The sequence below is a fragment of the uncultured Mailhella sp. genome (assembly GCF_963931295.1).
Taxonomy (GTDB): Bacteria; Desulfobacterota; Desulfovibrionia; order Desulfovibrionales; family Desulfovibrionaceae; genus Mailhella.
Genome location: NZ_OZ007001.1, coordinates 899,782 through 925,988, shown reverse-complemented (window position 1 = coordinate 925,988; position 26,207 = coordinate 899,782). Strand labels below are relative to the sequence as shown.

General features: G+C 61.8%; 18 protein-coding genes. 14 read left to right on the top strand and 4 right to left on the bottom strand.

The genetic code is table 11. From position 1 onward, the window contains the following. Positions 1-21 precede the first annotated feature (21 nt). Positions 22-1,203: an MFS transporter gene (locus ABGT79_RS03655; RefSeq protein ID WP_346665056.1), complete on the bottom strand. Its 1,182-nt coding sequence runs from the start codon at positions 1,201-1,203 to the stop codon at positions 22-24. Positions 1,204-2,004: 801 nt separating this feature from the next. Between ABGT79_RS03655 and ABGT79_RS03650 the strand changes: the two genes are divergently transcribed. The 11 genes from ABGT79_RS03650 to miaB all read left to right on the top strand — a co-directional run bounded on the left by ABGT79_RS03650 (position 2,005) and on the right by miaB (position 17,745). Next, positions 2,005-2,835 (top strand): amidohydrolase family protein, encoded by an 831-nt coding sequence (locus tag ABGT79_RS03650; RefSeq protein ID WP_346665055.1) that lies wholly within the window; start codon positions 2,005-2,007, stop codon positions 2,833-2,835. A gap of 124 nt (positions 2,836-2,959) precedes the next feature. Continuing rightward, complete coding sequence (locus ABGT79_RS03645) at positions 2,960-5,458, top strand: pyruvate formate lyase family protein (RefSeq protein ID WP_346665054.1); 2,499 nt, start codon at positions 2,960-2,962, stop codon at positions 5,456-5,458. Positions 5,459-5,518: 60 nt separating this feature from the next. Further along, positions 5,519-6,409 (top strand): glycyl-radical enzyme activating protein, encoded by an 891-nt coding sequence (locus tag ABGT79_RS03640; RefSeq protein ID WP_346665053.1) that lies wholly within the window; start codon positions 5,519-5,521, stop codon positions 6,407-6,409. A 20-nt stretch (positions 6,410-6,429) separates the two neighbouring features. Then, entirely contained in the window at positions 6,430-8,829 is a 2,400-nt protein-coding gene (locus ABGT79_RS03635) for a pyruvate formate lyase family protein (RefSeq protein WP_346665052.1), read from the top strand. Positions 8,830-8,843: 14 nt separating this feature from the next. Then, complete coding sequence (locus ABGT79_RS03630) at positions 8,844-10,724, top strand: sigma 54-interacting transcriptional regulator (RefSeq protein ID WP_346665051.1); 1,881 nt, start codon at positions 8,844-8,846, stop codon at positions 10,722-10,724. Continuing rightward, a complete protein-coding gene (locus ABGT79_RS03625) occupies positions 10,714-11,640 on the top strand; it encodes a glycyl-radical enzyme activating protein (RefSeq protein ID WP_346665050.1) in 927 nt (308 codons plus the stop codon). Before ABGT79_RS03630 ends, ABGT79_RS03625 begins: the two co-directional genes overlap by 11 nt. Positions 11,641-11,825: 185 nt before the next feature. Continuing rightward, entirely contained in the window at positions 11,826-12,944 is a 1,119-nt protein-coding gene (locus tag ABGT79_RS03620) for a 4-hydroxybutyrate dehydrogenase (protein WP_346665049.1), read from the top strand. Positions 12,945-13,191: 247 nt separating this feature from the next. Continuing rightward, entirely contained in the window at positions 13,192-14,190 is a 999-nt protein-coding gene (gene hypE, locus ABGT79_RS03615; RefSeq protein WP_346665048.1) for a hydrogenase expression/formation protein HypE, read from the top strand. A 7-nt stretch (positions 14,191-14,197) separates the two neighbouring features. Then, positions 14,198-15,256, top strand: a complete 1,059-nt coding sequence (locus ABGT79_RS03610; RefSeq protein WP_346665047.1) for a glycosyltransferase family 9 protein — start codon at positions 14,198-14,200, stop codon at positions 15,254-15,256. A 3-nt stretch (positions 15,257-15,259) separates the two neighbouring features. Continuing rightward, complete coding sequence (locus tag ABGT79_RS03605; protein WP_346665046.1) at positions 15,260-16,105, top strand: TatD family hydrolase; 846 nt, start codon at positions 15,260-15,262, stop codon at positions 16,103-16,105. Positions 16,106-16,392: 287 nt separating this feature from the next. Then, positions 16,393-17,745, top strand: a complete 1,353-nt coding sequence (miaB, locus tag ABGT79_RS03600) for a tRNA (N6-isopentenyl adenosine(37)-C2)-methylthiotransferase MiaB (RefSeq protein WP_346665045.1) — start codon at positions 16,393-16,395, stop codon at positions 17,743-17,745. Between the two features lie 257 nt (positions 17,746-18,002). Here miaB and ABGT79_RS03595 read toward each other — a convergent pair whose 3' ends face one another. Beyond that, positions 18,003-18,188, bottom strand: a complete 186-nt coding sequence (locus ABGT79_RS03595; RefSeq protein WP_346665044.1) for a hypothetical protein — start codon at positions 18,186-18,188, stop codon at positions 18,003-18,005. A gap of 174 nt (positions 18,189-18,362) precedes the next feature. Between ABGT79_RS03595 and ABGT79_RS03590 the strand changes: the two genes are divergently transcribed. The 3 genes from ABGT79_RS03590 (at position 18,363) to ABGT79_RS03580 (ending at position 24,374) form a co-directional block, all read left to right on the top strand. Then, on the top strand, positions 18,363-19,592 hold the full coding sequence (locus tag ABGT79_RS03590; protein WP_346665043.1) for an efflux RND transporter periplasmic adaptor subunit: 1,230 nt from the start codon (positions 18,363-18,365) through the stop codon (positions 19,590-19,592). Continuing rightward, the gene (locus ABGT79_RS03585) at positions 19,585-22,776 is read left to right on the top strand and encodes a multidrug efflux RND transporter permease subunit (protein ID WP_346665042.1); all 3,192 of its coding nucleotides are present in this window, start codon (positions 19,585-19,587) and stop codon (positions 22,774-22,776) included. Before ABGT79_RS03590 ends, ABGT79_RS03585 begins: the two co-directional genes overlap by 8 nt. Positions 22,777-22,901: 125 nt before the next feature. Beyond that, positions 22,902-24,374: an efflux transporter outer membrane subunit gene (locus tag ABGT79_RS03580; protein WP_346665041.1), complete on the top strand. Its 1,473-nt coding sequence runs from the start codon at positions 22,902-22,904 to the stop codon at positions 24,372-24,374. A gap of 243 nt (positions 24,375-24,617) precedes the next feature. On the opposite strand, the gene ABGT79_RS03575 is transcribed toward ABGT79_RS03580, so the two are convergent. Together ABGT79_RS03575 and ABGT79_RS03570 are read right to left on the bottom strand one after the other, a co-directional pair. Beyond that, positions 24,618-25,541 (bottom strand): lysophospholipid acyltransferase family protein, encoded by a 924-nt coding sequence (locus ABGT79_RS03575; protein WP_346665040.1) that lies wholly within the window; start codon positions 25,539-25,541, stop codon positions 24,618-24,620. Then, positions 25,538-26,197, bottom strand: coding sequence for a lysophospholipid acyltransferase family protein (locus tag ABGT79_RS03570; RefSeq protein WP_346665039.1), 660 nt, complete (start codon positions 26,195-26,197; stop codon positions 25,538-25,540). Before ABGT79_RS03570 ends, ABGT79_RS03575 begins: the two co-directional genes overlap by 4 nt. Between the last annotated feature and the right edge of the window lie 10 nt (positions 26,198-26,207).

Below are 26,207 nucleotides of genomic sequence, written 5' to 3'. Positions count from 1 at the left end.
TCTCCTTTTTATGCCGGGGAATTATTTCAGGGTGGTCCTGTTTCTTGCAAAGAGAATGAGGGCGGCGTCTGCAGCCATGATGCCGATTTCGAGAACAATGAAGGCAATGGAGCCGAAGGAGTCGTACACCATGACGGGAATGACGGAGCCGAGGGCGCTGCACAGGTAGTAGATGCAGAGATACATGCTGTTGGTCATGCCCTTGTCATAGGCGGAGGCTCTGTTCACCATGCCGGGGGAGTTTCCGTAGATGATGGCAAAGCCTACGCTCGCGCCCAGCATGGCCGCGCAGGAGGCGACCATGCTCGGAGCGGCGAACAGGGGCAGGAAGAGAAAGAACACGACCGTGGCGGCGAGAAGAAGATTCCATTCGCCCCGCAGCATCTTGAGCAGACGGCGGCTTCCCATGGTCACGCAGGCGCTGACGATGCCGCAGATGTACACGAGTCCCACGGTGCTTTCGGAAATGGCGCTGTCGAGATGGCGGAGGTGGAAGGGGAGAAAGTTGAGCACCGCGGAATAACCGAAAATGCACACGGGGCCTATAAGCAGCACGGGCAGCAGCTTTTTGTCGCAGAGAAAGTCGAGCACGGCGGAAGGCGTAAATTCGTGACTTCCGATTTTTTCCGCATCGGCGATGAGCAGGGCGGGAAATACGGCCAGAAGCTGCATGACGCCGAACGACACAAGCGTGACGCCGGTGGAGAACGCGGAACACAGAACGCCTGCAAGAATGCGTCCGCCGTAGGCTCCGACCATGGTCATGGCGGCGTAGGTGGCCATTCTGGTCTGGAGCGTCCGGCCGGAGTACATGACCCCGAGCCGGGTGGTCAGGCAGAGAAGAATGGCGGGCAGCAGAATGCCCTGAATGGTGCGGAAGAACAGCGCAGGGGCAAAGCTGCCGGAGATTCCGGCAAGGCAGAGCGATGCGCCGGCTCCGATGAGGGCCAGCATCAGCAGGCGGGTCAGGGTGAGGAAGTGAAGCAGCTTTCCATAAAGGAAGGGAGCAACGGCAAAGGGGAGAATGGTCACCGTCATCATGAGACTGGCGACCGGCTGGGACACATGAGCTTCCGTTGCCACGGTGGCCAGAAGAGGCTGCGGGCAATAGAATCCCATGAACGTCAGCACGGTGACCAGGAGCAGTGCGGCGTATTCCCCGTTGCCGGAGACGGCGAGCTTTTCTTTGAGGACTGCATTCATATCCGCGACCCTGAAGAGGTTGAACATGGTATTTGTGAATTCTCAAGCAAATATCATGCCAAATAAAAAATATGCATTGCTTTTCAATGGATAGATGATCTTTTCTCAGTATGCGCCGCGTGATTTTCTTCGTACTTTCCAAAGTGCAAATGAAAAAGCTCGCAAAACGAAAGGTTGAGACGGGCGCGAAGGGCGTCCTGGCTTGCGCATTTGCAAAAATAAAACCGGATGTCGGGAAATTTTTCGGATGATGCGGTGAGTCGAGGCCGGGAGACGGCGTTCCGTTTTTGGAAGGAAGGCAGAAGCCCGACGGTGGTTTGCAGAAATGAACGGTGAACGAAGCCGTGCGTTTTTTTCAGACTCGGCGTGTGATTTTTGAGGGTTGCGACAAGTGCGAGAGTGGGCGCACGTGGATTCTGCCAGTCGGCCTTCCGGGGAGGCAGGAAAAGAGGCGCGCCGATAAAAGCCCTGTTTTCATTTGCGCAAAAGAGGCCGTTTTCCGTTGTGCGGCAGGGGAAGACGATCGGACTTTGGTTCTCCGGCGTACGATTTGCAATCGTGCAAGTTTGCGAGCGGGAGCGACAGCGCTAGTGAAAGGAAGAGAAAACAGCTTTTTAAAGAAATAAATATCAAATAGTTATCTTGAATAGTCGGCGAGTCTCTTTGTCGCCCGGTTCTTTGAGACATGAGAGTTCCGCGTGGAGGCAGTCGTGCTGTGATTTTACAACGAGCTGTTTTTTCTAAAGAAAATCATGTTGGCATGATTCTTGATAGGTGAGGAGGAAAAAGTGAGGCAACGTCATGTCCATCATAGATTTTCGTTACAGACCATCGACTAGGGAGTCTCTGGACAGTTTCATCAAGCATCCCGTGTACAGAGACTACATCAAGCGTACTCCCTTTGCCTCCACGCCGGACAAGAGCCTTGAGGCCTGCGTGGAGGAACTGCGGAGCCTTGGCGTGGAAAAGGCCGTGTACACCGGTCGCGACTGCGAGAGCACGTACAACTACCCGCCGTCCAACGATCTGGTGCTGGAGTGCATGAAGGCTTATCCTGACCTGTTCATCGGCTTTTACGGATTCGATCCGCACAAGAAGATGGACGCCGTGCGCGAGTTCCGCCGCGCCGTGGAAAAGGACGGCATGCGCGGGGCGTCCATTGAGCCCTGCATGGCGCATCTGCGTTCCGACGACGCCCTTTACTATCCTCTCTACACGGTGTGCTGCGAGCTGAACGTTCCCGTCATCATCACAGCTGGGCTGTCTCCGTACATGCCCGGCGTGTCCATGGATCCCATGCATCCCGTGTACATCGACAACGTGGCCCGCGACTTTCCCGACCTGCGCATACTCATCAGCCATGGCGGATATCCGTGGATGCTCGAAGCCGTGGCCGTGACGCAGCGCAACGCCAACGTGTATCTGGATTTCTCCACCTGCGTGGGCAAGCCGCAGTCGCAGACGCTCATCGACGCCGCAGCGTCGGTCATTTCCCGCAAGGTGCTGTTTGCCAGCGCCAATCCTTTCGTCAACGTGACCCGCGCCGTCGAGGCGTTCCGTGCGCTGCCCTTCAGCCCCGAGGTCATGGAACGGATTTCCGTCGCCAACGGCCGGGAATTCCTCGGCCTTTGACGGAGCTTCCGGCGTTGCGCAGAAAGCGCGCCGAGGCTCCGGACAACGAAGAATCGCTTTTGCCGTGTCCCGTCATCATGGAAAATTTCAACGAAGAACGAGCCAACTTTTGAGGAGCATAGCCATGTCCTGCTGTGAAAATCTGGCGTATTCCGGCCAGGAACAGACCATTCTCGACCGCATCGCGGGCAAGAAGGATCCCAACGAACTCAAGCACCCCCGACTCTACAAGCTGATAAGCGTGTTCGACGGGAAAAAGCCGTTCATCGATGTGGAACGCGCCCGTCTGTTCACGGAATCCATGAAGGAAACCGAAGGGGAAATGCTGGTGCTGCGCTGGGCCAAGGCGCTCAAGCACATGGGCGAGAACATGACCGTCTATATCGACGACGATCAGCTCATCGTGGGCCGCATGGGCCATCAGGGTTCCCGCTACGGCATTCTCTATCCCGAACTCGACGGCGACTATCAGGCTTCCGCGCTGAAGGAACTGCCTGAAGACCCGGCTTCGCCCTTCGAGGTGACCGCCGAAGACGCCAAGGTGGTGGAAGACCTCATCACTCCCTATTGGAAGGACAAGACTTTCCATCAGGATCTGAACAAGCGTCTGCCCAAGGACTCTCATCGCCTGGCCTATGCCGACGAAGGCGGCTATCAGTCCCGCTACATCTGCTGCGAAACGGCATCTAACCGTTCCAGCCTCCAGTGGTGCCTCGACTACGAGCGCCTGTTCAAGCTCGGCTACAAGGGCATCAAGGAAGAGGCGCTCGCCAAACTGGCCGCGCTTGATCCCGACGATCCGCTGGATCAGTGCGAAAAGCGGCCCTATCTGGAAGCCATGGTGCTCGTGAGCGACGGCATCATCGCCTGGGCGCACCGTTACGCGGCCAAGGCCCGCGAGCTTGCGGCCGCGGAAAAGGATCCCAAGCGCCGCGAAGAGCTCCTGCAGATCGCCGCAAACTGCGACTGGGTTCCCGAAAATCCGCCCCGCACCTTCTATGAGGCGCTCCAGTCCCACTGGTTCGTGCAGGCATTTGCCCGCCTTGAGCAGAAGATCAGCTCGAACCCCACCAACGGCCGCATGGATCAGCTTTTCTGGCCGTACTACGAAAAGGACGTGCGCGAAGGCCGCCTCGACGAAGACAGAGCCGTGGAACTTCTGCAGTGCATGTGGGTGAACATGGCCCAGTGCCTCGATCTGGCCATCACGCCCTACAACAAGGCCACGCATGAAGGCTATTCGCACTGGGAGGCCGTGACCATCGGAGGACAGACCAGAGACGGCCGCGACGCCACCAACGAGCTCACCTACGTGGTGCTCCGTTCCAAGCGGGAATGCCCTCTGCACTATCCCGACCTTGCGGCCCGCATCCACGCCCGCTGCCCCGAACGCTATCTCTACGAGGTGGCCGAAACCATCAAGCAGGGCTGCGGCTTCCCCAAGCTGCTGAACGACGAGGAAATCATTCCTCTGCATCTGGCCAAGGGCGCGCCCCTGGCGGACATCTTCGACTACGCCGCGTCGGGCTGCGCGGAAATCCGCATGCCCCGCGTGGACACCTACACCAGCGGACACGCGCAGTTCAGCCTCGGCGCGGCGGTGGAGCTCACCCTGTACAACGGCCGCATGAAGAAGTACGGCGACGAGCTGCTCACCCTGGAAACCGGCGACGTGCTCACCTTCGACACCTGGGAAAAGTTCTGGAACGCGTATGTGAAGCAGCAGATGTTCATCATCCGTCACGCGTTCCTGCAGCAGTACCACATCATCAAGACCCGCGCGGAACATTTTGCCACGCCCATTTCCGACTCCCTGCACGTGCTCGCCATGCGCGACTGCGTGGATCTGCATCAGGATCATCAGTACGAGGGCGGCCTGAACCTCGGCTACTTTGAATGCCTCGGCTACAGCACGGCCATCGACTCCCTCGCCGCCATCAAGAAGGTAGTGTACGAGGACGGTACGCTTTCCATGCAGGAAGTGCTGGACGCGCTCGCCTGCGACTTCGTGGGCAAGGAAGACGTGCAGGCCATTCTGGCCAACGCGCCCAAGTACGGCAACGACGACGAGTACGCCGACAGCATTGGTCTGGAAATAGATCGCCTTGCTCAGGAATTCAGCGCCAAGTATGCGTCCAGACTGGGCATCCGCTGCGATTTCCGCATGGTTCCCTTCACTTCGCACGTGCCGTTCGGACGCGTGGTTTCCGCCACTCCCAACGGACGCAAGGCCTGGACGCCGCTCTCCGACGGCTCTTCCGCCTCGCACGGCGCGGACATCAACGGTCCCACCGCCGTTCTGCGTTCCAACTTCAACACCAAGAACTACAACATGAGCCAGCGCGCCGCGCGTCTTCTCAACGTGAAGTTCTCGCCCAAGTGCCTTGAAGGCGAAAGCGGCACCCGCAAGCTCGTGGATTTCATCCGCGTGTTCTGCGACCTTCGTCTGTGGCACGTGCAGTTCAACGTCATCAATCGTGAGACGCTCATTCAGGCGCAGCAGCATCCCGAGCTGTACAAGGGGCTCATCGTCCGCATTGCCGGCTACAGCGCCTACTTCACCGAACTGTCCCGCGATCTGCAGAACGATCTGATCGCCAGAACGGAACACGACAAGATGTAGCCTTCCTTTCCGACCGGCCCGGAGCGGAAGTTCCGGGCCGTATTTTTTTCAGGAGACGTCATGAGCCCCACGCTTGGAACGGTTTTCAACATTCAGAAGTTTTCCATCCATGACGGCCCGGGCATCCGCACCCTGGTGTTTTTCAAGGGCTGTCCTTTGCGCTGCCGGTGGTGCTGCAATCCGGAATCTCAGTCGCCTTTGCCGGAACACGGATACAATCCCGAAAAATGCTTCGGCTGCGGCCGCTGCGTGGCACGCTGTTCCCGCGGAGTGCTCAGTCTGAACGAGGAACGCAGGCTGGAAATACGGCGCGATCTGTGCCACGGCGAGTGTCCGGACTGCGCCAAAGTCTGTCCGGACAAGGCGCTGGTGTTCTACGGCAGGCCCTACACCGTGGCCGAAGTAATGAAGGTCGTGGAGCAGGACGCGCTGTTCTACACCCGGTCCGGCGGCGGCCTGACCGTCAGCGGCGGTGAGCCGCTCATGCAGCCCGAGTTTCTGCACGACCTGTGCGCGGAAGCCAGGCGGAGAAGAATCGACGTGGCCATGGAAACCAGCGGCTACGCGCCCGAGGACGTGTTCCTTTCGGCCATGCCGCTCATCGGTCACCTGCTCATGGACGTCAAGCATCTGGACGATGACGTGCATCGGCGCGTCACCGGCGTTTCCAACCGGCTCATTCTTTCCAATCTCCAGGCGCTTCGACGGGAATTTCCTCATCTTTCGCTGAGAATACGCACGCCCGTCATTCCCGGCGTCAACGATTCCGAAGACAATCTGAAGGCTACGGCCGAGCTGGCCCGCTCTCTGGGCGCGGAATACGAGCTGTTGCCCTATCACAGCATGGGGCGCTCCAAGTACGCCTCGCTCGGACGCCCCTATCCCATGGGTGACGTTCAGCTTTCCAAGGAAGCGTTTGCCGCTTTGCAAAACTGCGTGTCTTCGCTATAATTTTCTACCTCGGGGGAGTTATGGATCAGGGACAGAATACCGCGTCGTACAGGCGGCCTTCTCATCTGCGCAGGCGCATCAGCCGCATCTCCTCTTTCCGGCCCCGTCTGCTCATGGACAGGGCGCTGTACTTCACCGAATCCATGCAGAGCACGGAAGGACAGCCCCTGCCGCTGCGCTGGGCCCGCGCGCTCACCCACGTGCTCGAGCATGTTCCGGTGGATCTGTCCTCCGACGAGCTGCTGGCCGGTTCCTTCGGTCCCGGCCGCTACGGCATTTTTTATCCCGAGCTCGACAACGCCTTTGTGGAAGGCAAAAACTTTGCGCCGGAAGACTTCTTCCTTTCCGAAGGCGACATGGATCTCGTGCGCGACAAGGTGATGCCGTACTGGCACGGCCGCACCTATCAGGAGCATTTCTACGCCGAGCTGCCCGAAGAGCTCAGAAATCTGCTGTACGTTGACGACGACCCCGCGCATCCGGCCTTCATCGTTCAGGAAACGGCCACGGTGCGCCATTCCCTGCAGTGGGCTCTGGATTACGGCAAGGTCATCCGTCGCGGATTCCGGGGCATTGCCGAGGACGCCGAACGCCTGAGGGCGCAGTGTGCCTCGGATTCGCAGCGCGATTTCTACACGGCGGTCATGGAAATCTGCCGGGGCATACGGCTGTTTGCCGAACGCTTTGCCGTGCTGGCCGAGGAACAGGCCCTGGCCGCGAATACGGAAGATCAGCAGAAGAACCGTCTGGAGCTGGCCGAACGCTGCCGCCGCGTGCCGTGGGAGCCGGCCGAAACCTTCATCGACGCGCTTCAGTCTCAGTGGTTTACGCAGATGGTTTCCCGCATGGAGGCGGAGTTCGGCGGTAACGTGAGCAACGGCCGCATGGATCAGTATCTCTGGCCTCTGTACCGGCAGGACGTCGGTTCCGGCATGCTTACGGAACAGAAGGCGCGGGAGTATCTCGACGATCTGTGGTGTCACATCGCTCAGTTCGTGCGCCTCAAGCCGTCGCCCACGGGCGCCAAGCTCTACGAGGATCTCGCGCACTGGGAGCTGACCACGCTGGGCGGACAGCTCGCCGGCGGCGGAGACGCCACCAACGAACTTTCGTTTCTCATTCTGCGCTCGGCGTCGGAATTTCCCCTCGACTATCCGTATCTCGGGGTGCGCATTCACAAGAACACGCCGCCGGACTTCATCCGCGAAGTGTGCCGGGCCACGCAGAAGAAGGGCAGCAGTCCGGTGCTGTTCAACGACGAAACCATCATCGCCAGACAGCAGGCCAACGGAGCCACGGCGGAAGAGGCGCGCGACTACTGCGGCAGCGGCTACTCCGAGGCGAGACTCATCAATCGGGACACCTATTTCGTCGGGGCCGCCTGGCTGAATCTGCCCGCCGTGCTCGAAATGGCCCTGAACGACGGATTCTGTTCGCCGAGTCCGAATCGTCGCACGGGACTTGCCACGGGCTCCGCCGCCGACATACGCAGCTTCGACGAGCTCATGAAGCGGTTCCGCGCGCAGCTTCTGCACATTCTCGATCTGGCCTTTCAGCAGCAGGCCATTCTTGAGCGGCTGCGTCCGCTGCACATGGCCTCGCCGCTGCTTTCCAGCCTGCACGACCTGTGCATGAAGCACGGGGTGGACATGTCCGTGGGCGTGGTGCCGGAAGGCCGCAGCATCGGCGGATTTCTCGGCGTGATAGGTTTTGCCACGGTGGTGGACTCGCTGGCCGCTCTCCGCACGCTGGTGTTTGAGAAAAGGCTTTTTTCCCTCCCGCGCATGCTGGAAATGCTGGCCGCCAATTTCGAAGGATACGAAGACGTGCGCCAGCTTTGCCTGAACTGTCCGAAATACGGCAACGGCATTGACTGGGTGGACGAAATTGGACGGAAGATTGACCGCTTTCTTCTTGTCCGCGCCCGCAGCGAGGTGAACAGCTACGGCGGCCGCGGAGAAATATTCTATGTGCCAGTGAAGGCGCACATTGCCATGGGACGGGTTTCCGGGGCCACGGCCGACGGCCGTTTCGCGGGCACTAATTTCTCCTTCGGCGTGACGCCGTCCCACATTGTGAGCAGCATGGGGCCGACCGTGGCGCTGAGTTCGGAGGTGGCGGCGCAGAATCCAGACATTCCGTCTCTGGGCGCGCGGGTCATGTTTGCCACGCTGCTGCCCGGCCAGGTGTGCGGTTCCACCGGGCTCGACACGCTCGCTTCCGTGATTCAGACATGGTGCAGGCAGTCGCACTGGTTTTTGCGCTTTCAGGTTCTAAGCCCTGCAGAATTGACGTTGTTGCGCAACTCCCCTTATGAGTACAATAGTTTGTTTCTCAATATTCCGAGCTTCAACGCTCAGGGATACTCCTTCCCCTCAGCGGCGTTCACCTACAAATGTCCGCTCCAGAGCGCCCGATAGCAGGCGGCGTTGCCATGACGAAATCCATCAGAGAAGAAAAGCTCCCCGTATCCTCGCTGTCCTTCCTTCCCCTTGAGGAAATACGGACCTTTACCGAGGCTCTTTCCGTGGGCGTGCTGCTTGTTGACGCCGAAGGCGTTCTTTATCACGTCAATCAGGCGGCGCAGCTGCTGCATCAGGGCAGCAGCATTCCCAGAGCGGGATTTCCTCTCGCGGATTTCAGTCCGCACGACTGGGTGGAAGTGAAAAAAGTGCTGGCCACGGGCATTCCGCAGGTCTGCTCCCTGCTGCGCCTGCCCATGGCCACCGTGCTGGTGAGCCGCATGCCCGTCAGGCACAACGGCGGAACGGCTGGCGTCATCACCATGATGCAGGACATCAACAATTTCAACGCCGTGGTGCATGAGTTTCCCGAGTATCAGAACATCGTGCGCGAATTTGAAACCGTGGTCGATCAGTTCGAGGACGTCTTTCTCTCGCTGAACCGCCGCGGCGAGGTGCGTCACGTCAACTCCGCCTATGAAAAACTCATCCTGCTGGGCCGTCAGGGGCTGGTGGGCCGGCACATCGAGGATATTCAGCGCTCTCCCCGCAATCTGGTTTCGCTCTTCAAGCAGGCGAGCGAGTCCAGAAAGCGCGTGACCATGCCGGTCGCGCTTCCCACGGGACAGGTCTTTCAGGGCTGCGCCACGCCTTCGTTCGACGATTCGGGCAATCTGTTCCGCGTGATGCTCCAGCTCAAGCATCCGGCTCCCTCCCCCGCGGAGCCGGAAACGAAGACGTCGGTTTCCGCCGCGCCCAAGCCCAGCCTGCCTTCGGCCGAACTGCAGAGACTGTGCAACGCCTCGGGCTTTACCATCCACAGCTCCGTCATGAATCAGGTGGTGCAGCAGGCGCTCAAGGTGAGCAAGACCAGCTCGTGCGTGCTTATCACCGGAGAATCCGGCGTGGGCAAGACCATGCTTGCCTCGCTCATCCACAACAACAGCAGCCGCAGTTCCCGCCCCTTCGTGGTCATCAACTGCGGAGCCATTCCCGAACAGCTTCTGGAAAGCGAACTCTTCGGCTACGAGAAAGGCGCGTTCACCGGCGCAAGCGCCCACGGCAAGATGGGCCTTATCGAAACAGCGGACAAGGGCATGCTTTTTCTGGACGAAATCGGCGAGTTGCAATACAGTCTTCAGTCAAAGCTCCTGGAAGTATTTGAAAAAAAATCTTTCATCCGTGTGGGCGGCACAAAGAGGACGTCGGTGGACATCCGCATTCTTGCCGCCACCAACAAGAATCTGGCCGAGGAGGTGGAAAAGGGGAATTTCCGGCGGGATCTGTTTTACCGGCTCAACGTCATTCCTCTCGTCATTCCGCCCCTGCGCGAACGGCCGGAAGACGTGCGGGCCATGATCGATCAGCTCATCGAGCAGTACAATACGCAGAACAGCGCCTCCAAGAAAATGTCTCCCGAGCTTTTGCACTGGCTTTTGCGGTATCCGTTCCGGGGCAACATGCGGGAGCTCATCAACATCATGGAATGGCTGCTCGTGATGAGCGAAGGCGATACGCTGGGGCTGCACGATCTGCCCGCCAGGCTGCAGCAGGAATACCAGCTGACGGAGCAGGCGCGGGTGGAACATGTGTCTCTGCCGGACATCACGCAGCCCGCCGGCTCGTCGGCCCGGCTTACGGAGCTGCCGGAGCTGGAGGATGGCAGGCTCTCGCTCAAGGATGCCCTGGCCGCCTTTGAAAAGAGCTATCTTGAGCGGGCCATGGAGCGTTACGGGTCCATCCAGGCGGTTTCGGAAGCGCTCGACGTTCATTTTTCCACGCTCTGGCGCAAGCTCGTCAAATATCATCTGGTGCAGAAACATGCTGCGCAGGAGAAAAAATATGTCCCATGAATCCTTGCGCTGCCTCGTCAGCGGAATCCAGCATTTTTCCCCCTGTCCGGGACACGGACTGCGCACCACGATTTTCTTTGCCGGATGCCCGCTGCGCTGCTTCTGGTGCTGCAACCCGGAATGCCGCCTGAACCGCCCCGTGCTCGTTTGCAATACGGAAAAGTGCATAGGTCAGTCCCTGTGTGGTCACTGCCTGGATTCCTGTTCGAGTTCCGCCATCTACAGCAGCAAGAACGCCATACGCGTGGCCCGCGACCGCTGCGTCAACTGCGGAGAATGCGTTTCCCGCTGCCCGTCCGGAGCGCTGTTCATGAGCAGCCGCCTCATGAGCCCGGAGGAAATCATGGAGGACGTGCTCAAGGACAAGGACTACGTCATGAACGGGGGCGGCATTACGCTTTCCGGGGGCGAGCCCATGATGCATCCGCAGGAAGCGGCCGCGCTCATGCGCCTTGCGCATGCCGAGGGACTGCACACCGCCATGGAAACCTGCGGATTTTTCGATCTCGATGCCCCGCACACCATCGCCGCCCTGCGGGAAACGGACCTGCTGTTTTTCAGCATTCAGCACAGCGATCCTCTGGCCCACCGCCGGGGAACAGGCGTGGACAATTCCCGCATTCTCTGCAACTTCGAGCGCATCGTGGCGGAATTTCCGCAGCTGGAAATCAACAGCCGCACCCTGATTGTTCCCGACTTCAACGACGACGACACCACCATGCGCAACATCGCCCGCATCGTGAAGCGCACCGGCTCGTTCTTTCACATTCTTGAGGTTTTTTCCCCGATCTGTCAGGACAAGTACGCCCAGATGGGGCTGCCTTTCAGCTACGGACAGCTGGCTTTGCCGCAGGAAAGACTGGAAGCCATTGTGGACATCTTTCAGGAAGAGGGGCTGTCCGTGGAAATTCACTGATCCTTTTGCAAGCTCGCCCTTCCGGCTGCCCGGGCGTCGGCGGTTCTGTTTTGCGAATATGCAAATGAGGGAGAAGAAATCGGGGCTTGCTTATACTAATACGCTGAAAAATAAAATAAATTTTTATATGGCACGGAACGTGCAGAACACGGGGCATGGTTTGCATATCAACGCAGGAGGAAATCATGCTGCAGCTACAGTTCAAACCGGAACTTCATTACTTCGACACCTGCCGTGAATTCGCGGAACAGTTCCGCATTTCGGCCGACGATATCATCCTGACCAACAAGTACATCTACGAGCCCTTTTTCGGCTCCATGAATCTGCCGGCGTCGGTCGTGTATCAGGAGGCGTTCGGAGCGGGCGAACCTTCCGACGTCATGGTGAACGCCATTCTTGAGAGCATAGAAGGCAAGAGCTGCCGCCGCGTCATTGCCGTGGGCGGGGGCACCATCATCGACATCGCCAAGGTGCTGGCCGTGGCTCCGGAAGGCGCCCGTGTGGACGATCTGTACCGCGACATGGCCAATCTTTCCGCGCGGCGCGAGCTGATCATTCTGCCCACGACCTGCGGAACGGGCAGCGAAGTGACCAATATTTCCATTCTCAACAGAACGACGCTGGGAACCAAGATGGGCCTGGTGTCTCCCGCCATGTTCGCCTCGAAGGCCGTGCTTGTGCCCGAGCTGCTTTCCAGTCTGCCTTACGGCGTATTTGCCACAAGTTCCATCGACGCGCTGGTGCATGCCGTGGAGTCGGCGCTTTCACCCCGCGCCACGCCCTACACCCACATTTTCAGCGTGAAGGCCATGGAAATGATTCTGCGCGGCTATCAGGTCATCCGCCGCGACGGCCCGCAGGCCCGCGAGTCGCTCATGAAGGACTTTCTCATTGCCAGCAACTTTGCGGGACTGGCCTTCGGCACGGCAGGATGCGCCGCCGTGCATGCGCTGAGCTATCCGCTCGGCGGCACCTATCACGTGCCGCACGGCGAGTCCAACTATTCGGTGTTCGTGGCGGTGCTGAAGGCCTACCGAGCCGTCAGGAACGATGGTCGTCTTGCGGAGCTGGAAGCGTTTCTGGCGTCGCTGCTCGACTGCGGAAAGGACGAAGCGTTCGACAGGCTCGGCGATCTGCTGTCGGCCATTCTTCCGCTGAAGCGTCTGCGTGAATACGGCATGACGGAAACCGACGTTCCCGCATTTGCCTCCAGCGTGCTTGCCACGCAGCAGAGACTTCTGCGCAACAACTACGTGCCGCTCTCGGAAGAGCAGATCGCGGCCGTGTACGCTTCGCGTCTGTAAGGAACGTCGCTCTTCGACATCCCGCCCCATTCGGAGCGCCGCGGAAAGGCCGCTCCGTTTGTTCGACATTGCTCCAGGTTCGTGCGACGCCCGGACTCCCTCCCGAGAAGGGCGGGGGCCCGGGCGTTTCCCTTTGCCCGGATTTGTGCTAGGGTTGCGCCCTGCATGTGACTTTCCGCCGCGCGTTCGGGGCGGAAGGTCCGGGCCTTTCGGGCCTGAATTTTCTTTGTTTTTCCAAGGGCCAGCCATGAAGATTCTTCTCGACAGCGGAAGCGGCGGCAGAGCGTCGCAGCGGCTTATCGCCGATGTTTTTCTCCGGCATTTTGACAACGGCATTCTGCGCCGCATGGACGATGCGGCCCTGCTTGATCTGAAGGGGCCCGTGGCCATGAGCACCGACGGCTACACCGTGACGCCGCTGTTTTTCCCGGGCGGCAGCATCGGCTCTCTGGCGGTACACGGTACGGTGAACGACGTGTCCATGCTGGGCGCGCGTCCCCGGTATCTTTCCTGCGCCTTCATCATAGAGGAAGGGCTGGAGCTCGACGTGCTTGAGCGCGTGGTGGAAGACATGGCCCGCGCCGCGAAAAAGGCTGGCGTGGACATCGTGACCGGCGACACCAAGGTGGTTCCCAGGGGCGCGTGCGACAAGATGTTCATCACTACGGCGGGCGTGGGGGAAGTGATCGCCTCGCCTGCGCCTTCCGGACATGCGGCCCGCCCCGGCGACGCCGTGCTCGTGAGCGGTTCCATGGGCGATCATGGGCTGACCGTCATGGCAAGACGCGACGGCCTTTCCTTTGCCGGGGACGCAGCGAGCGACAGCGCGCCACTGAACCGCATGGTGGAGCGGCTCATCACGGAAGTGGGCGACATTCACGTGCTGCGCGATCCCACGCGCGGCGGCCTTGCCACCACGCTCAACGAAATAGCCGAGCAGTCCGGCGTGGGCTGCGTGGTGGAGGAGAGCGCCGTGCCCGTGCATGACAGCGTGCGCGCAGGCTGCGACGTGCTTGGTCTGGACCCGCTCTATCTTGCCAATGAGGGCAAGCTCATCTGCATTCTGCCCGGGGAAAAGGCGCAGGCGGCGCTCGAGGTGATGAAGTCGTGCGAATTCGGCGCCGAGGCCGCGATCATCGGCAGCATTACGGCTGCGGAAAAGCCCCGCGTGGAACTGCGCACCTTTATGGGCGGCTCAAGACTTCTTTCCATGCTGGAAGGGGCGCAGCTGCCCCGCATCTGCTGAGGTCGTCATGCGCATCGCCGTCTGGAACACCGCGTTTCTCGGAGATTCCGTTCTTACGTTGCCGCTCATCCGCGTGCTCAAGGCCGCCTGGCCCGACGCGGAGCTGGATTTCTACGTGCGCGGCGGACTGGCCTCCCTGTACGAGGCTCAGCCCGAGATTTCCCGCGTGTTCTCCTGCGACAAGCGCGGAAAGGACAAGGGCCTGGCCGCAATGTTTCGCGAGGGACGCGGCATTGCGGGGCGCGCCTACGACATCTGGGTGGACGCGCATCTCAGCCTTCGCAGTTCGTACATGGCGTGGGCCAGCCGCGCGCCGGTGCGCGTGGGCTATGCCGAGGCCGCGCTTTCGCGCTTCGTCTTTACGCGCCGCATCGGCCGCCGTTTCCATGAACTTCAGGAAATAGAACGTCTGCTGCTTCTCGCGGAAGCTCTGGACGTGCCCCGCGCAGTGCTGAACGACGAAACGTTGCGCTGGCCCGAGCTTTCGCTGCCGCCCCGCGCCGTGGAAGAGGCAGGGGCGCTGCTTTCGCCGCTGCCCGAGGGCAAAACCATAGGTCTGCATCCCGGTTCGGTGTGGCCTACCAAGCGCTGGACTCCGGAAGGCTTTGCCTTTATCCTGCGCCGGGCGCTGGAGCAGAACGTGAACGTCGTGCTTCTGGCGGGCCCCGGCGAAGAGGAAACCGCCGCGAAGGTGCGGAGTCTTGCGGGCGTTCGCGGGGACGAGCCCCGGTTTCTCGACCTTTCGGGCAGAACGTCGCTGCTTTCTCTGGCCGCCGTGCTGGGCCGTCTGGACGACTACGTGACCAACGATTCCGGCCCCATGCATCTTGCCTGGGCGCAGCACACGCCGGTGACGGCGCTGTTCGGCCCCACGGTGCAGGCGCTCGGCTTTGCGCCGCGCGGAGGGGAGAGCACCGTCATTGAGACGGAGCTTTCCTGCCGTCCCTGCGGACTGCACGGACACAAGACGTGTCCGAAGGGGCACTTTGCCTGCATGAAGAACATCGACCCCGAAGCCGTGTGGCGCGACGTGGAGCGCAAACTCGCGGCCCGGACACAGGAATAAGCCATGTCTTCACCCAAGAACAGGCCGCTGCCGCAGAGTCTCGGCCTGCCCTTCACCGGCGCGGACAGTCACGCGCATCTCGACGACGAGCGACTGCTGCCCGATCTTTCCGGCATGCTGGAACGCGCCGCCTCTTCCGGCGTGTCGCTCATTGTTCACATGTTTCTTCAGCACGAGCGCTACGCGGCGAACCGCAGCGCGATTCTCGATGCCGCGGCCGCGCTGACGAAGGCCCCGGACATCTGCTTTGTGCGCGGCCTGCATCCCGAAGACGTGCTCACCGCCGACGAGGAGGAATGGGAACACCTTGTCGATGCGGTGAAAAACGATCCGCTGGTGCGGGCCATCGGGGAAATAGGGCTGGATTATCATTACGAGGAAGGCTATTCTCCGTCCGCGCTTCAGGAGCCGTGGTTCCGCAGACAGCTTCGGCTGGCGAAGGAACTGGACAAGCCCGTGGTCATTCATGCCCGCGACGCGTGGGACAAGATGTTCGCCATTCTCGACGAAGAGGACATGCCGGGCAGGCCGCTGCTCTGGCACTGTTTCGGCGGCGACGCGGCGAGGGCGAAGCAGATCATGGATCGCGGATGGCACATCGCCTTCGGCGGGGCGTCCACATTCAAGGCCAACGGCGAGGTGCGCGAGGCGCTGCACGCCGTGCTGCCGGAGCGGCTCATGCTGGAAACGGACTGTCCCTATCTGGCGCCCGTGCCGTGGCGCGGCAAGACCAATGAACCGGCGCTTTGCGTGTTTACGGCGGAACGTCTGGCCGGAGAGCTCGGCATGAGCGCGGCGGAACTCTGGACGCTTGCGGGCGACAATGCCCGGCGTTTCTTCGGCATGTAGCGAAGGCGCGTGCGTTTTGCCTGCCTTGTGGGCGGCGAAGGGCGGATGTTCCGCCTTGGCCCGGGCCGGGCTAAGCACCGCATGCTGCTCGGGCGCGTGCGGATTCTAACGTCGGCGCGGCGGCCTGCGGCCGGGCGTAAAGAGGCGCTCTCTCAGGGCGCGGCAACGCGGGCGGCCGAAATGTCGGGCCGGGATCTGAGTTTGGAATCAATGAGGACGGCTGAGTCGGAAGGAGCGCCGTCCGAAAAGCGAACGTTCCTTCCGGAGCGGTTTTTCAGGAGACAAGGATGGGCAAGCCCGGATTTCACTGCATTACGTTCGGCTGTCAGATGAACGTCAACGATTCCCAGTGGGTGGAGCGCGCGCTCATGCGGCTCGGCTTTGAGGAAAAGCCGCTGGAAGAGGCCGACGTGGTGTTTCTCAACACCTGCTCCGTGCGCGAGAAGCCGGAACAGAAGGTGTACAGCGCGCTCGGCCGCGTGCAGCGGGCCAATCCGCGCGCCGTGGTGGGCGTGGCCGGATGCGTGGCCCAGCAGCTCGGCGAAGAGCTCATGCGTCGTCACCCGCAGGTGCGTCTGGTGGCGGGCAGCGACGGCGTGGCCTCCGTGCCCGGAGCCTTCGTGCGTCTGCTGAACGAGCCCAGGCTGAAACTTTCCTTCCTTGACTTCACCGACGTGTTTCCCGATCGTGATCCCTGCCTGGTGGACGCGGCGGGCCGCCCTGAACAGGACGGCGTCACGCCCGTGGCCTACGTGAACATCATGCAGGGCTGCGACAACTTCTGCGCCTACTGCATCGTGCCTTACACGCGCGGCCCCCGCAAGTCGCGCTCCACGAAGGCCGTGATCGACGAATGCCGCGCCTGGGTGGCGCGCGGCGCAGGCGACATCACGCTGCTCGGTCAGAACGTCAACGTGTTCGGCAACGACAAGAGCGGCGACGGCACCAGCTTCCCCGAGCTGCTGCGTCAGGTGGCGGCCATTCCGGGACTGCGGCGCATTCGTTTCGTGTCGGCGCATCCTCGCGATTTTTCTCAGGAAACCATCGACATGTTCGCCGAACTTCCGCAGCTTTGCCCGAGGCTGCATCTGCCGCTTCAGTCCGGTTCCGACTCCATGCTGAAAAAGATGGGCCGCGGCTACGACATGGAGCGCTATCTTTCCGTGGTGGAGGCGCTGCGAAAGGCAAGACCCGACATTGCGCTTTCCACGGATCTCATCGTGGGCTTCCCTTCCGAAACGGAGGAGGAATTTGAAGACACGCTGAAGGCCATAGACAGCTGCGGCTTCATGTCGAGCTTTTCCTTCTGCTATTCCGACAGGCCGGGCACGCGCGCATCGGCCATGCCGTTCAAGATTCCGCACGAAGTGCAGCTTGAGAGACTTGACCGGCTCCAGAGCCTTCAGAACGAGCGCGCCGAAGCGTGGCTGCGCACCCGCGTGGGACTTGAGACCGACGTGCTGCTCGAAGGACCGAGCCATCGGCAGGAAGAGGGCGGCAACGAATGGCAGGGCCGCGATCCCTGGGGCGACATGGTGAACGTGAGCATGCCGCAGGGCGAAGGGCGTCCCGGGCAGTTCGTGGACGTGAAGATAGACAAGGCCCTGAAGCATTCGCTCAAGGCTTCTCCCGTGCGCTGAGGTTCCGAAAAGAGTCTTTCGTTCCCTCGCTTGTGCTGAGGGGAAATATTTGAGCCGCGGCGATGGGCGGCAAGTCATGAAAAAACAGGAAAGGGCGACGGAGTTTCACTCCGTCGCCCTTTTGTCGTGTCTGAACAGGGGCGCAGGATGCAAAGCGCCCCCGCTTCGTTGCAGAAAATGCGGGGAGTGCTGTGCATGCGGCGTGCCTTTTGCGCGGACGCCGCAAAAGTCCGGCGTCCGGCTGAGGGCTGCGCGCGTTATTTCTTCTGATTCCGTTTGTCATGCATTCTTTTTTCATAAAGCTTTCCGGAGGTGAGTCCGGCAAGCAGTCCCATGGTGGAGCCGAACACGATGCCTTCCGCCGTGTTCACGAATCCGAGGAGCACGGCAAAGATGCCGACGGAACTGCCGATAAGGAAACCGCGAAGAATAAAAGGACTCATACAGAACCTCATGGCGTGCTTTTCATCGCCGTATTAAGAGAAAGGAGATTGCCATAATCTACGTTCGTCCGGACTTTTGTCAATGCGCGTTCAGATTTCCCCTTCCGATCGCGCCGAAAAGGTCGATTCCTGCGGAAGCGCCGGGCGGAACGTTCACAGTCAGGAGGAGAGCTCATGAATATCCTGCGAGCCTGCGGCGCTGCGCTGCTGTGTCTTTCTCTTGTCGCCTGCGATGAGGACGGAAAAAAGTCGTCCGCCGGGGCGAGCCTTCCGCCGCCGCTCGTGAAGGCGGTGAAACTCGAACGCATGGACGTGCCACTCTACGCCACATTCATGGGACAGACCACGGGCAGCCGTTCCGCCGCGGTGAAGCCGCAGGTGTCGGGCATTCTTGAGAAGCGGCTGTTTCAGGAAGGCGCGTTCGTGAAGCAGGGAACCGTGCTTTTCGAGATAGACGAAGCTCCCTACCGGGCCGCGCTGCTTCAGGCGGAAGGACAGCTCGCCGACGCCGCAAGCACGCTCGACAACGCCCGCAAGGAATACGACCGCGTGCAGAAGCTCTACGCCTCCAACGCCGTGAGCCGTCAGGAGCGCGACAGCGCCTACGCCGCCTGGCGCGGCGCGCAGGGCCGGCGCGAATCGGCGCAGGCCGCGGTGAACGACGCGCGCATCCGCCTCGGCTACTGCCGCGTGACGGCGCCCTTTTCCGGCTACACGAGCCGCGAAGTCACCCGCACGGGCAATCTGGTGGGCACGGACAGCACGCTGACCTACCTCAATCAGAGCGATCCCATGGATGTGGAATTCTCCGTGCCGAGCGTGGAACTTTTTTCCATGCGCGACATGGAATCGCAGGGCAGGGCGGTGAGCTACGGCGAGGGGTCGAGCGCGGATCTGCGTCTTCTGGAAGGCGTATCCTACGACCGGCAGGGTTCGGTGATCTTTCTCGACACGCAGGTGGACTCCTCCACGAGCGCGGTGCGCGCGAAGGCCCGTTTTCCCAATCCCGAAGGCAAGCTTCTGCCCGGGCAGTTCGTGCTTGTGCGCGTGGGCGGGGCACGACTTGTCGGCGCGCTCATGATTCCGCAGGAGGCGCTCATGCAGACGGAAAAGGGCACGGCCGTCTATGTGCTGGACGAGGCCGACAGAGCCTCGCTTGCTCCCGTGACGCTGGGCCCGGCCTTCGGCAGTTTCTTTCTTCTGGAAGAGGGGCTCAAACCCGGGCAGCGCATTGTGGTGCAGGGACAGAACAAGGTGACGCCGGGCAGCGCCGTGCATGCCGAGCTCATGATCCAGCGCCCGGAACCCGATCCGCTCGACACGCCGGATTCCTCGCAGCCCGCCGTCACGGGAGGCGGCGTGGAAGACGCTCCCGCTCCCGTTAGGGAGGCAGGCCATGAGTGACGATTCGCAGAACAAAAGCAAGGTTTCCGCTTCTTCGCCCGTGTCCGGAGCCGCGCCGGTTTCTTCCCGCGCGGGCTTTTTCCTGCGCAGGCCCGTGCTTTCCATGGTGCTTTCCGTGTTCATCGTGCTGGCCGGACTTCTGTCCATACGGGCGCTGCCCGTGGCGCAGTATCCCGATCTCATTCCGCCCACCATCACGGTGAACGCGCAGTATCCCGGCGCAAGTCCCGAGGTCATCGCCCAGACCGTGGCCACGCCCATCGAGGAGCAGATCAACGGCGTGTCCGACATGATCTACATGAGCTCGGTGAGCTCTTCCAGCGGCTCGATGCAGATTTCCGTCACCTTCGCCGTGGGCACGGATCCCGACGTGGCGCAGGTGAACGTGAACAACCGCGTGCAGGCGGCCACGCCCATGCTGCCGGAAATCGTGAGGCAGTACGGCGTCACCGTGGACACCTTTTCTCCCGCCATTCTGGAAATCGTGGCGCTGTATTCCAAGGGCGGCATGTACGACGCCACCTATCTCAGCAACTACGCGCTCGTGAACCTGCTCGACGGGCTCAAGCGCGTGCCCGGCGTGGGACAGGCGCAGATCATAGGCAGCCGCGATCACGCCATGCGCATCTGGCTAGATCCGCCGCGCATGGCGGAGCTCGGCGTGAGCACGAGCGACATTTCGCAGGCCGTGAGCGATCAGAACGCGCAGTATTCGCTGGGCAGCGTGGGCAGTCAGCCCGGCTCCGACGCGCTGACCATGACGTGGCAGATTCAGGGCGAGGGGCGTCTTGTGACGGCGGAGCAGTTCGGCGACATCATACTCCGCGCCTCGCCGGAAGGCGGCGTGCTGCGCCTGCGCGACGTGGGCCGCGTGGAGCTCGGCGCGGAAAGCTACAACTTTGCCTGCGCCATCGACGGAGCCACCGCCATTCCGCTGGCCATATTCCTGGCGCCGGGCAGCAACGCGTTGAACACCGCCGAACGCGTGGCCGCCTACATGGAGGAGCAGTCCCGGTATTTTCCCGAGGGGCTCGGCTACGTGGTTCCCTACGACACCACCATTTTCGTGCGCCTCTCCGTGGAAGAGGTGGTGCGCACGCTGCTGGAAGCCATGCTGCTCGTGTTTGCCGTGGTGTATCTTTTTCTGCAGGACTGGCGGGCCACGCTCATTCCCTGTTTGGCCGTGCCCATCGCGCTGGTGGGCACGTTTGCGGGCGTGTATCTTCTGGATTTTTCCATCAACACGCTCACGCTCTTTGCGCTGGTTCTGGCCATCGGCATGGTGGTGGACGACGCCATCGTGGTGCTGGAAAACGTGGAGCGCGTGCTGCGTACCGAGGGGCTCGACGTGGCGGGAGCCACGGCCGTGGCCATGAACGAAGTGACATCGGCCGTGGTCGCCATCGTGTTCGTGCTCTGTTCGGTGTTCATTCCCGTGGGCTTTCTCGGCGGTCTGGCGGGCGTCATGTACCGGCAGTTTGCCGTGACCATCGCCATTGCCGTGGTGATTTCCGGCGTGGTGGCCCTCACGCTCACGCCCGCGCTGTGCCTCCAGCTTCTGAAAAAGGAACGTCGGGAGCCGTGGGCTCCGTTTCGCTGGTTCAACCGCTTCTTTGACGCCGTCACCGAGGGATTCTCGCATCTTGTGCTGTTCTTTCTGCGGCACGGGCTGATTTCCTGCGGCATTCTTGTGGCGCTCTGCCTCGGCACGGCGTGGCTGTTCACGCGGGTGCCCACCACGCTGGTGCCGGAAGAGGATCAGGGCTCGCTCATGTGTACCATTTCCCTGCCCGAAGGGTCGGCGCTGCCCAAAACGCGCGAGCTCGTTACCAGCGTGAGCGAGGCCGTGCGGAAGCTGCCTGCCGTGGCGCACGTTTTGAGTCTGTCCGGCTACGATCTGGTGAACAGCACGCTGGATGCGAGCGCAGGCACGCTGTTCATTCAGCTGAAGCCCTGGGACGAGCGAGAAAAGCCGGGCCTCGGCGTGGCCGACACGCTGCGCGAAATCTACGCGCTCGGTCTGCGCGAGAGCCGCGGCCTGGTGCTGCCCTTCAATCCGCCTCCCATCATGGGCATGAGCAATACCGGCGGTTTCGACATGGAAATTCAAACCACCTCGGGCACGCCGGCGCAGCTTGCCGCCGTGGCCGACCGCTTTGCCGCGGAAGCCTCGAAGATGCCGGAACTTGCGGGCGTGAACAGCGCCTTCAGCGTGGATTCGCCGCGTCTTTTCGTGCATCTGGACAGGGAAAAGGCCGTCATGTCCGGCGCGGACTGCGGGCAGGTGTACAACATGCTCGGCGCAACCCTCGGCTCCACCTACATCAACGACTTCAACCTGTCGGGCCGCACCTTCAAGGTCATGATGCAGGCCGACGCCCCGTACCGCAGCCTGCCGGACAGCATGCGTTCGCTCTACGTGACCGCGTCGGACGGCAGTCAGATTCCGCTCACCTCGCTTGTGACGGTGCAGACCAGCAGCGGGCCGTCCACGGTTTCGCACTTCAACGGACTTCTGTCCGCCAAGATCACGGGCAATCCCGCGGCGGGCGCAAGCTCCGGGCAGGCCATCGCGGCGCTGGAAAAGGCGGCGGCCTCGCTCCCGCAGGGCTATTCCTACGCCTGGTCGGGCGTGACGTATCAGGAAGTGGAAACCGGCGGCACGGATTTCGGCGTGCTCGGCCTGAGCCTGCTCATGATCTTTCTCATTCTTGCCGCGCAGTATGAACGCTGGACGCTGCCGCTCGCCGTGATTTCGGCCGTGCCCTTTGCGGTCTTCGGCGCCATTCTTGGCAACTGGCTCGTGGGACTCAGCAACGACATCTACACGCAGGTGGCCATCATCACGCTGCTCGGCCTGGCCTGCAAGAACGCCATTCTCATTATCGAGTTCGCGGTGGAGCTGCACGATCAGGGGCGCGACCTGGAAGAGGCCGCCGTGGAGGCCGCAAGGCTCCGGTTCCGGCCCATCATCATGACGTCCATCGCCTTCATCCTGGGCTGTCTGCCTCTGGCTTTCAGTTCCGGCGCGGGCGCGGCAAGCCGCGTGTCCATCGGCGTGAGCGTGGTGTGCGGCATGCTGGCGGCCACGGTGCTGGCTCCGCTGCTCGTGCCCTATTTCTTCGTGCTGGTCATGCGCATTTCGGAAAAGATTTCCGGCATGTTCAAATCGGAGGCCCGGTGAGGCGCGCCGAAAACGTCGGCTTCGGCGGCCGATTCGGTCTAAGAGCGGGGATGGCGGCGCAGGTTGCGTCCCCCATGTTGAGGAACGATTCACGGGCGAACCCCGCCCGCCAGGGAGGAAACGTCATGCGGATCATGCTTTCGCTGCTGATGGCGGCGTTGTTCTTTTCAGGATGTTCCTTTGCGCCGGACTATCATCGGCCGGAGCAGGATCTGCCGTCCTCCTGGGAGCGGGACGAGTCGAAACCCCGGCCGGGCGAGCTTTCCCGGGAGTGGTGGCGGCGCTTCAACGACGAGGCGCTGAATGATCTTGTGTCGCGGGCGCTCGCGCAGAACAGGAATCTGGAACAGAGTCTGGCCCGGGTGGACAGCGCCCGTGCCGCGCTCGGACTGGCCCGGGCCGGGCTTTTTCCGCAGATTTCGGCGCAGGGGAGCGGAGAGCGGGCCAGGGCGAGTCTGGACACGTCGGCTTCCTACGGTCTTGTGCGCGAGCTCGGCGCCTTGGAGAACCGCGTAGACGCTCTGGACGGGCAGGGCGCAAGGAGCGTTTCTGCGCCCTCGCGCGTGGATTCTCTGTGGAGCGGCGCGGTGCAGGCCGCGTGGGAGCTCGACATCTGGGGCCGGTACCGCAACGCGGCGGACGCGGCGCGGGAGAATCTGCTCTCGGCGGAAGACGCGGCGCAGGCCATGGAACTTTCGCTGGCGGGGCAGGTGTGTTCGGCCTATTTCGACATGCTGAACTACCGCGAGCAGCGGGATCTGACCGAGCGCACGCTGAAGGTTCGGGAGAGTTCCGCCGCGCTTTACGAAAAGCAGTACGCCGCAGGAGCCATCAGCGAGCTCGACATCCTCAACGTGCGTACGCAGGTGGATTCTTTGAAGGACAGTCTGGCGCAGGCGAAAACCCGTCTGGAACAGGCCGAGGGCGCGCTTCTGCTGCTCACCGGCGCAACGCCGGAGGAAATTTTTTCCGGCAGGGCGAAGAGGGGAACGCCGCTCGCTGCGCTTCCCGCCGCGCCACAGCTTCCCGTGGGGCTGCCTTCGGAACTTCTGACCCGCAGGCCGGACATCCGTTCCGCCGAAGCCTCGCTTCGCGCCGCGCATTTTCAGGTGGGCGAGGCGCGGGCCGCGTTTTTTCCGTCCATCAGCCTGACGGGCAGTCTTGGCACGTCGAGCACGGAGCTGGACAGGCTGTTTTCCGGCACGGCGGGCACATGGAATTTCGGCGGCGGCGTGTCGCTGCCGATATTCACGTTCGGCCGCACCGTGAGCGGCGTGCGTCAGGCGGAGGCCGCCGTTCGGGCCGCGGCCGCGGCCTACGAGCTTTCCGTGCAGCAGGCGTTCAGCGACATTCGTTCCGCGCTTGCCGCGCAGAAGGGCTCGGCGGACAGCGTGAAAAGCCTTGCCGACGCCGCCGCGCGCATGGAAAAGGCCGCAGAGCTGGCCAGAGTGCGCTACGAGTCCGGGTATTCTCCCTACCTCGACGTGCTGGAAGCGGAACGCACGCTGTACGCGTCGCAGATGCAGCTTGCCGCAGGCCGCGCGGCGCAGCTTTCCGCCGTGGCGCAGGTCTGCGTGGCGCTCGGCGGCGGCTGGTGAGGCCCCGGGCCGCGACAACCGGAACGACTTGCGGGCGCGAAAGGCTGCCCGCAGGACAGGCATGGTGCTTGAGCTTTTTCTGCGCAGCAGAATGCGGGCGGAGCGTGATTGAGTTTTGCAGCAAAGCAGGCAGCGTCGAGGGGGGTCGGTTTTTGATGTGAGCAGGGCGAGAACGAGGGCGCTGTTTGTTTCCGGCGGCGCAGGGCATGAAAAACGGCGTTCCGTTTTCGGAACGCCGTTCGATTATCCCTGTCCGGCCGCGGAGTCGTGAGAAGCGGCGGATGGTTTTTCCTTGGTCTTCCAGCGGTCGTGCATCCAGAACCACTGCTCCGGTCGTTCGCGTATGAAGCTTTCGATGGCCTGAGTGTAGAACAGTGCGGCGGCCTTCACCTGTTCGTCGCGGCTGCCTTCCAGTGTGGCGGTGTCGAGCGGCTCCTTGAGATGAAAGACGTAATGATCCTTTTCCCTCACGAGCACCACGGGCCATACCAGCGCCTTGGCCCGCACGGCCAGCAGCGCAGGGCCCATGTTCACCGCCGCGGTTTCGTTGAGAAAGGGCAGAAATTCCGCTTCTGAAGACGAGGTGTTGTGATCCACGAGAAAGGCAACGATGCCCTTCTTGTGCAGCGCGCGGATGACGCTCATGGCCGCGTTGCGGTGACCTATCATGTCGGCCCCGGTGGCCTCGCGGCAGGAGGCGATGAAGGCCTGCACGGCTTCGTCGTGATATCGGCGCACCACCACCATGCGCGGTCTCGGCGGCGCATAGAGCTGTCCGAGCATGGAGGCGAGCAGTTCCCAGGAGCCGAAATGCGCAGTGGCCGCCACAATGGGGCGGTCGCATTCGCGCAGTTTCTGCATGAGCTCGGGCGAGGCTATGCGCAGTCTCGGCGAATTCATGCCGAACTTGCCGGTGAGAAGAATTTCCAGAAAGGCGCGGCCGGTGTGGCAGAAGCTGGCTTTGGCCGTTTCTTCCGCCTTCTCCCGGGACATGCCGAGATGCTTCATGATGTTGTTTACGGCAAGATTGCGGCGCGAAGGCAGAAAGCGCCAGATGAGGCGGCCCGTGAGATTGCCGAGCACGGCCGTGCCGGGAAAGCCGAAAAGACGCAGCACATGTCCCGCTCCGCAGAGCAGGTGAAAACGCAGACGCTCGCCGCCCGTCATGCCGTGACTCCCGGAATGAGCCCCACGGCCAGCTGTTGCAGCTCCTTGTCCAGACGTTCTCTGGCGCGCGCCAGCGTGGTGTGTTCGAGGTCCGGCACTTCCTTTGTGCCTTCTCCCCATGCGCGGCCGAAACGTATGATCACGCGGGAAAAGGGCAGCGGAATCTGAAATTTGTCCCAGGTGGGGCAGCGCAGGGCGTGTTTGACGTAAATGCGCACCGGCATGATGCGCGCATTGGTGCGGTTGGCCAGAAAAAGCGGGCCTTCCTTGCTCTTGTGGCGCGGACCGGCAGGGCCGTCCACGGTAATGCAGGCGTGAACCTGTTCGTGCTTCATCATGCGGGCGAGGCTGAGCAGCGCGCGCACGCCGCCGCGGGTGCTGGAGCCGCGCACGGCGCCCACGTTGTTGGAGGCAAGAATGCGGGCAAGCATGTCGCCGTCGCTGCTGGGGCTGACGATGGACACCACGCGAAGCTGGCGCGCCATGGGAATGAGGGAAAACAGCTCGTCGTGCCAGAGGCAGAAGATGAGTCGTTCTCCTCTGGCGTGAACGGCGTCCACTTCCGCGCGGTTTTCCTCACGAATGCGGAGGGTGGCGCAGATGGCGGTGTACAGATGGGAGAACAGCGCGGAAGTAAGGGCTGGGGGCAGATGCATGAGTTCGGTT

What these genes read in the sequence shown, in the direction of transcription:
- ABGT79_RS03655 (WP_346665056.1), bottom strand. Translation starts at nt 1,203, where the DNA reads ATGAATGCAGTCCTCAAAGAAAAGCTCGCCGTCTCCGGCAACGGGGAA.
- ABGT79_RS03650 (WP_346665055.1), top strand. Translation starts at nt 2,005, where the DNA reads ATGTCCATCATAGATTTTCGTTACAGACCATCGACTAGGGAGTCTCTG.
- ABGT79_RS03645 (WP_346665054.1), top strand. Translation starts at nt 2,960, where the DNA reads ATGTCCTGCTGTGAAAATCTGGCGTATTCCGGCCAGGAACAGACCATT.
- ABGT79_RS03640 (WP_346665053.1), top strand. Translation starts at nt 5,519, where the DNA reads ATGAGCCCCACGCTTGGAACGGTTTTCAACATTCAGAAGTTTTCCATC.
- ABGT79_RS03635 (WP_346665052.1), top strand. Translation starts at nt 6,430, where the DNA reads ATGGATCAGGGACAGAATACCGCGTCGTACAGGCGGCCTTCTCATCTG.
- ABGT79_RS03630 (WP_346665051.1), top strand. Translation starts at nt 8,844, where the DNA reads ATGACGAAATCCATCAGAGAAGAAAAGCTCCCCGTATCCTCGCTGTCC.
- ABGT79_RS03625 (WP_346665050.1), top strand. Translation starts at nt 10,714, where the DNA reads ATGTCCCATGAATCCTTGCGCTGCCTCGTCAGCGGAATCCAGCATTTT.
- ABGT79_RS03620 (WP_346665049.1), top strand. Translation starts at nt 11,826, where the DNA reads ATGCTGCAGCTACAGTTCAAACCGGAACTTCATTACTTCGACACCTGC.
- hypE (WP_346665048.1), top strand. Translation starts at nt 13,192, where the DNA reads ATGAAGATTCTTCTCGACAGCGGAAGCGGCGGCAGAGCGTCGCAGCGG.
- ABGT79_RS03610 (WP_346665047.1), top strand. Translation starts at nt 14,198, where the DNA reads ATGCGCATCGCCGTCTGGAACACCGCGTTTCTCGGAGATTCCGTTCTT.
- ABGT79_RS03605 (WP_346665046.1), top strand. Translation starts at nt 15,260, where the DNA reads ATGTCTTCACCCAAGAACAGGCCGCTGCCGCAGAGTCTCGGCCTGCCC.
- miaB (WP_346665045.1), top strand. Translation starts at nt 16,393, where the DNA reads ATGGGCAAGCCCGGATTTCACTGCATTACGTTCGGCTGTCAGATGAAC.
- ABGT79_RS03595 (WP_346665044.1), bottom strand. Translation starts at nt 18,188, where the DNA reads ATGAGTCCTTTTATTCTTCGCGGTTTCCTTATCGGCAGTTCCGTCGGC.
- ABGT79_RS03590 (WP_346665043.1), top strand. Translation starts at nt 18,363, where the DNA reads ATGAATATCCTGCGAGCCTGCGGCGCTGCGCTGCTGTGTCTTTCTCTT.
- ABGT79_RS03585 (WP_346665042.1), top strand. Translation starts at nt 19,585, where the DNA reads ATGAGTGACGATTCGCAGAACAAAAGCAAGGTTTCCGCTTCTTCGCCC.
- ABGT79_RS03580 (WP_346665041.1), top strand. Translation starts at nt 22,902, where the DNA reads ATGCGGATCATGCTTTCGCTGCTGATGGCGGCGTTGTTCTTTTCAGGA.
- ABGT79_RS03575 (WP_346665040.1), bottom strand. Translation starts at nt 25,541, where the DNA reads ATGACGGGCGGCGAGCGTCTGCGTTTTCACCTGCTCTGCGGAGCGGGA.
- ABGT79_RS03570 (WP_346665039.1), bottom strand. Translation starts at nt 26,197, where the DNA reads ATGCATCTGCCCCCAGCCCTTACTTCCGCGCTGTTCTCCCATCTGTAC.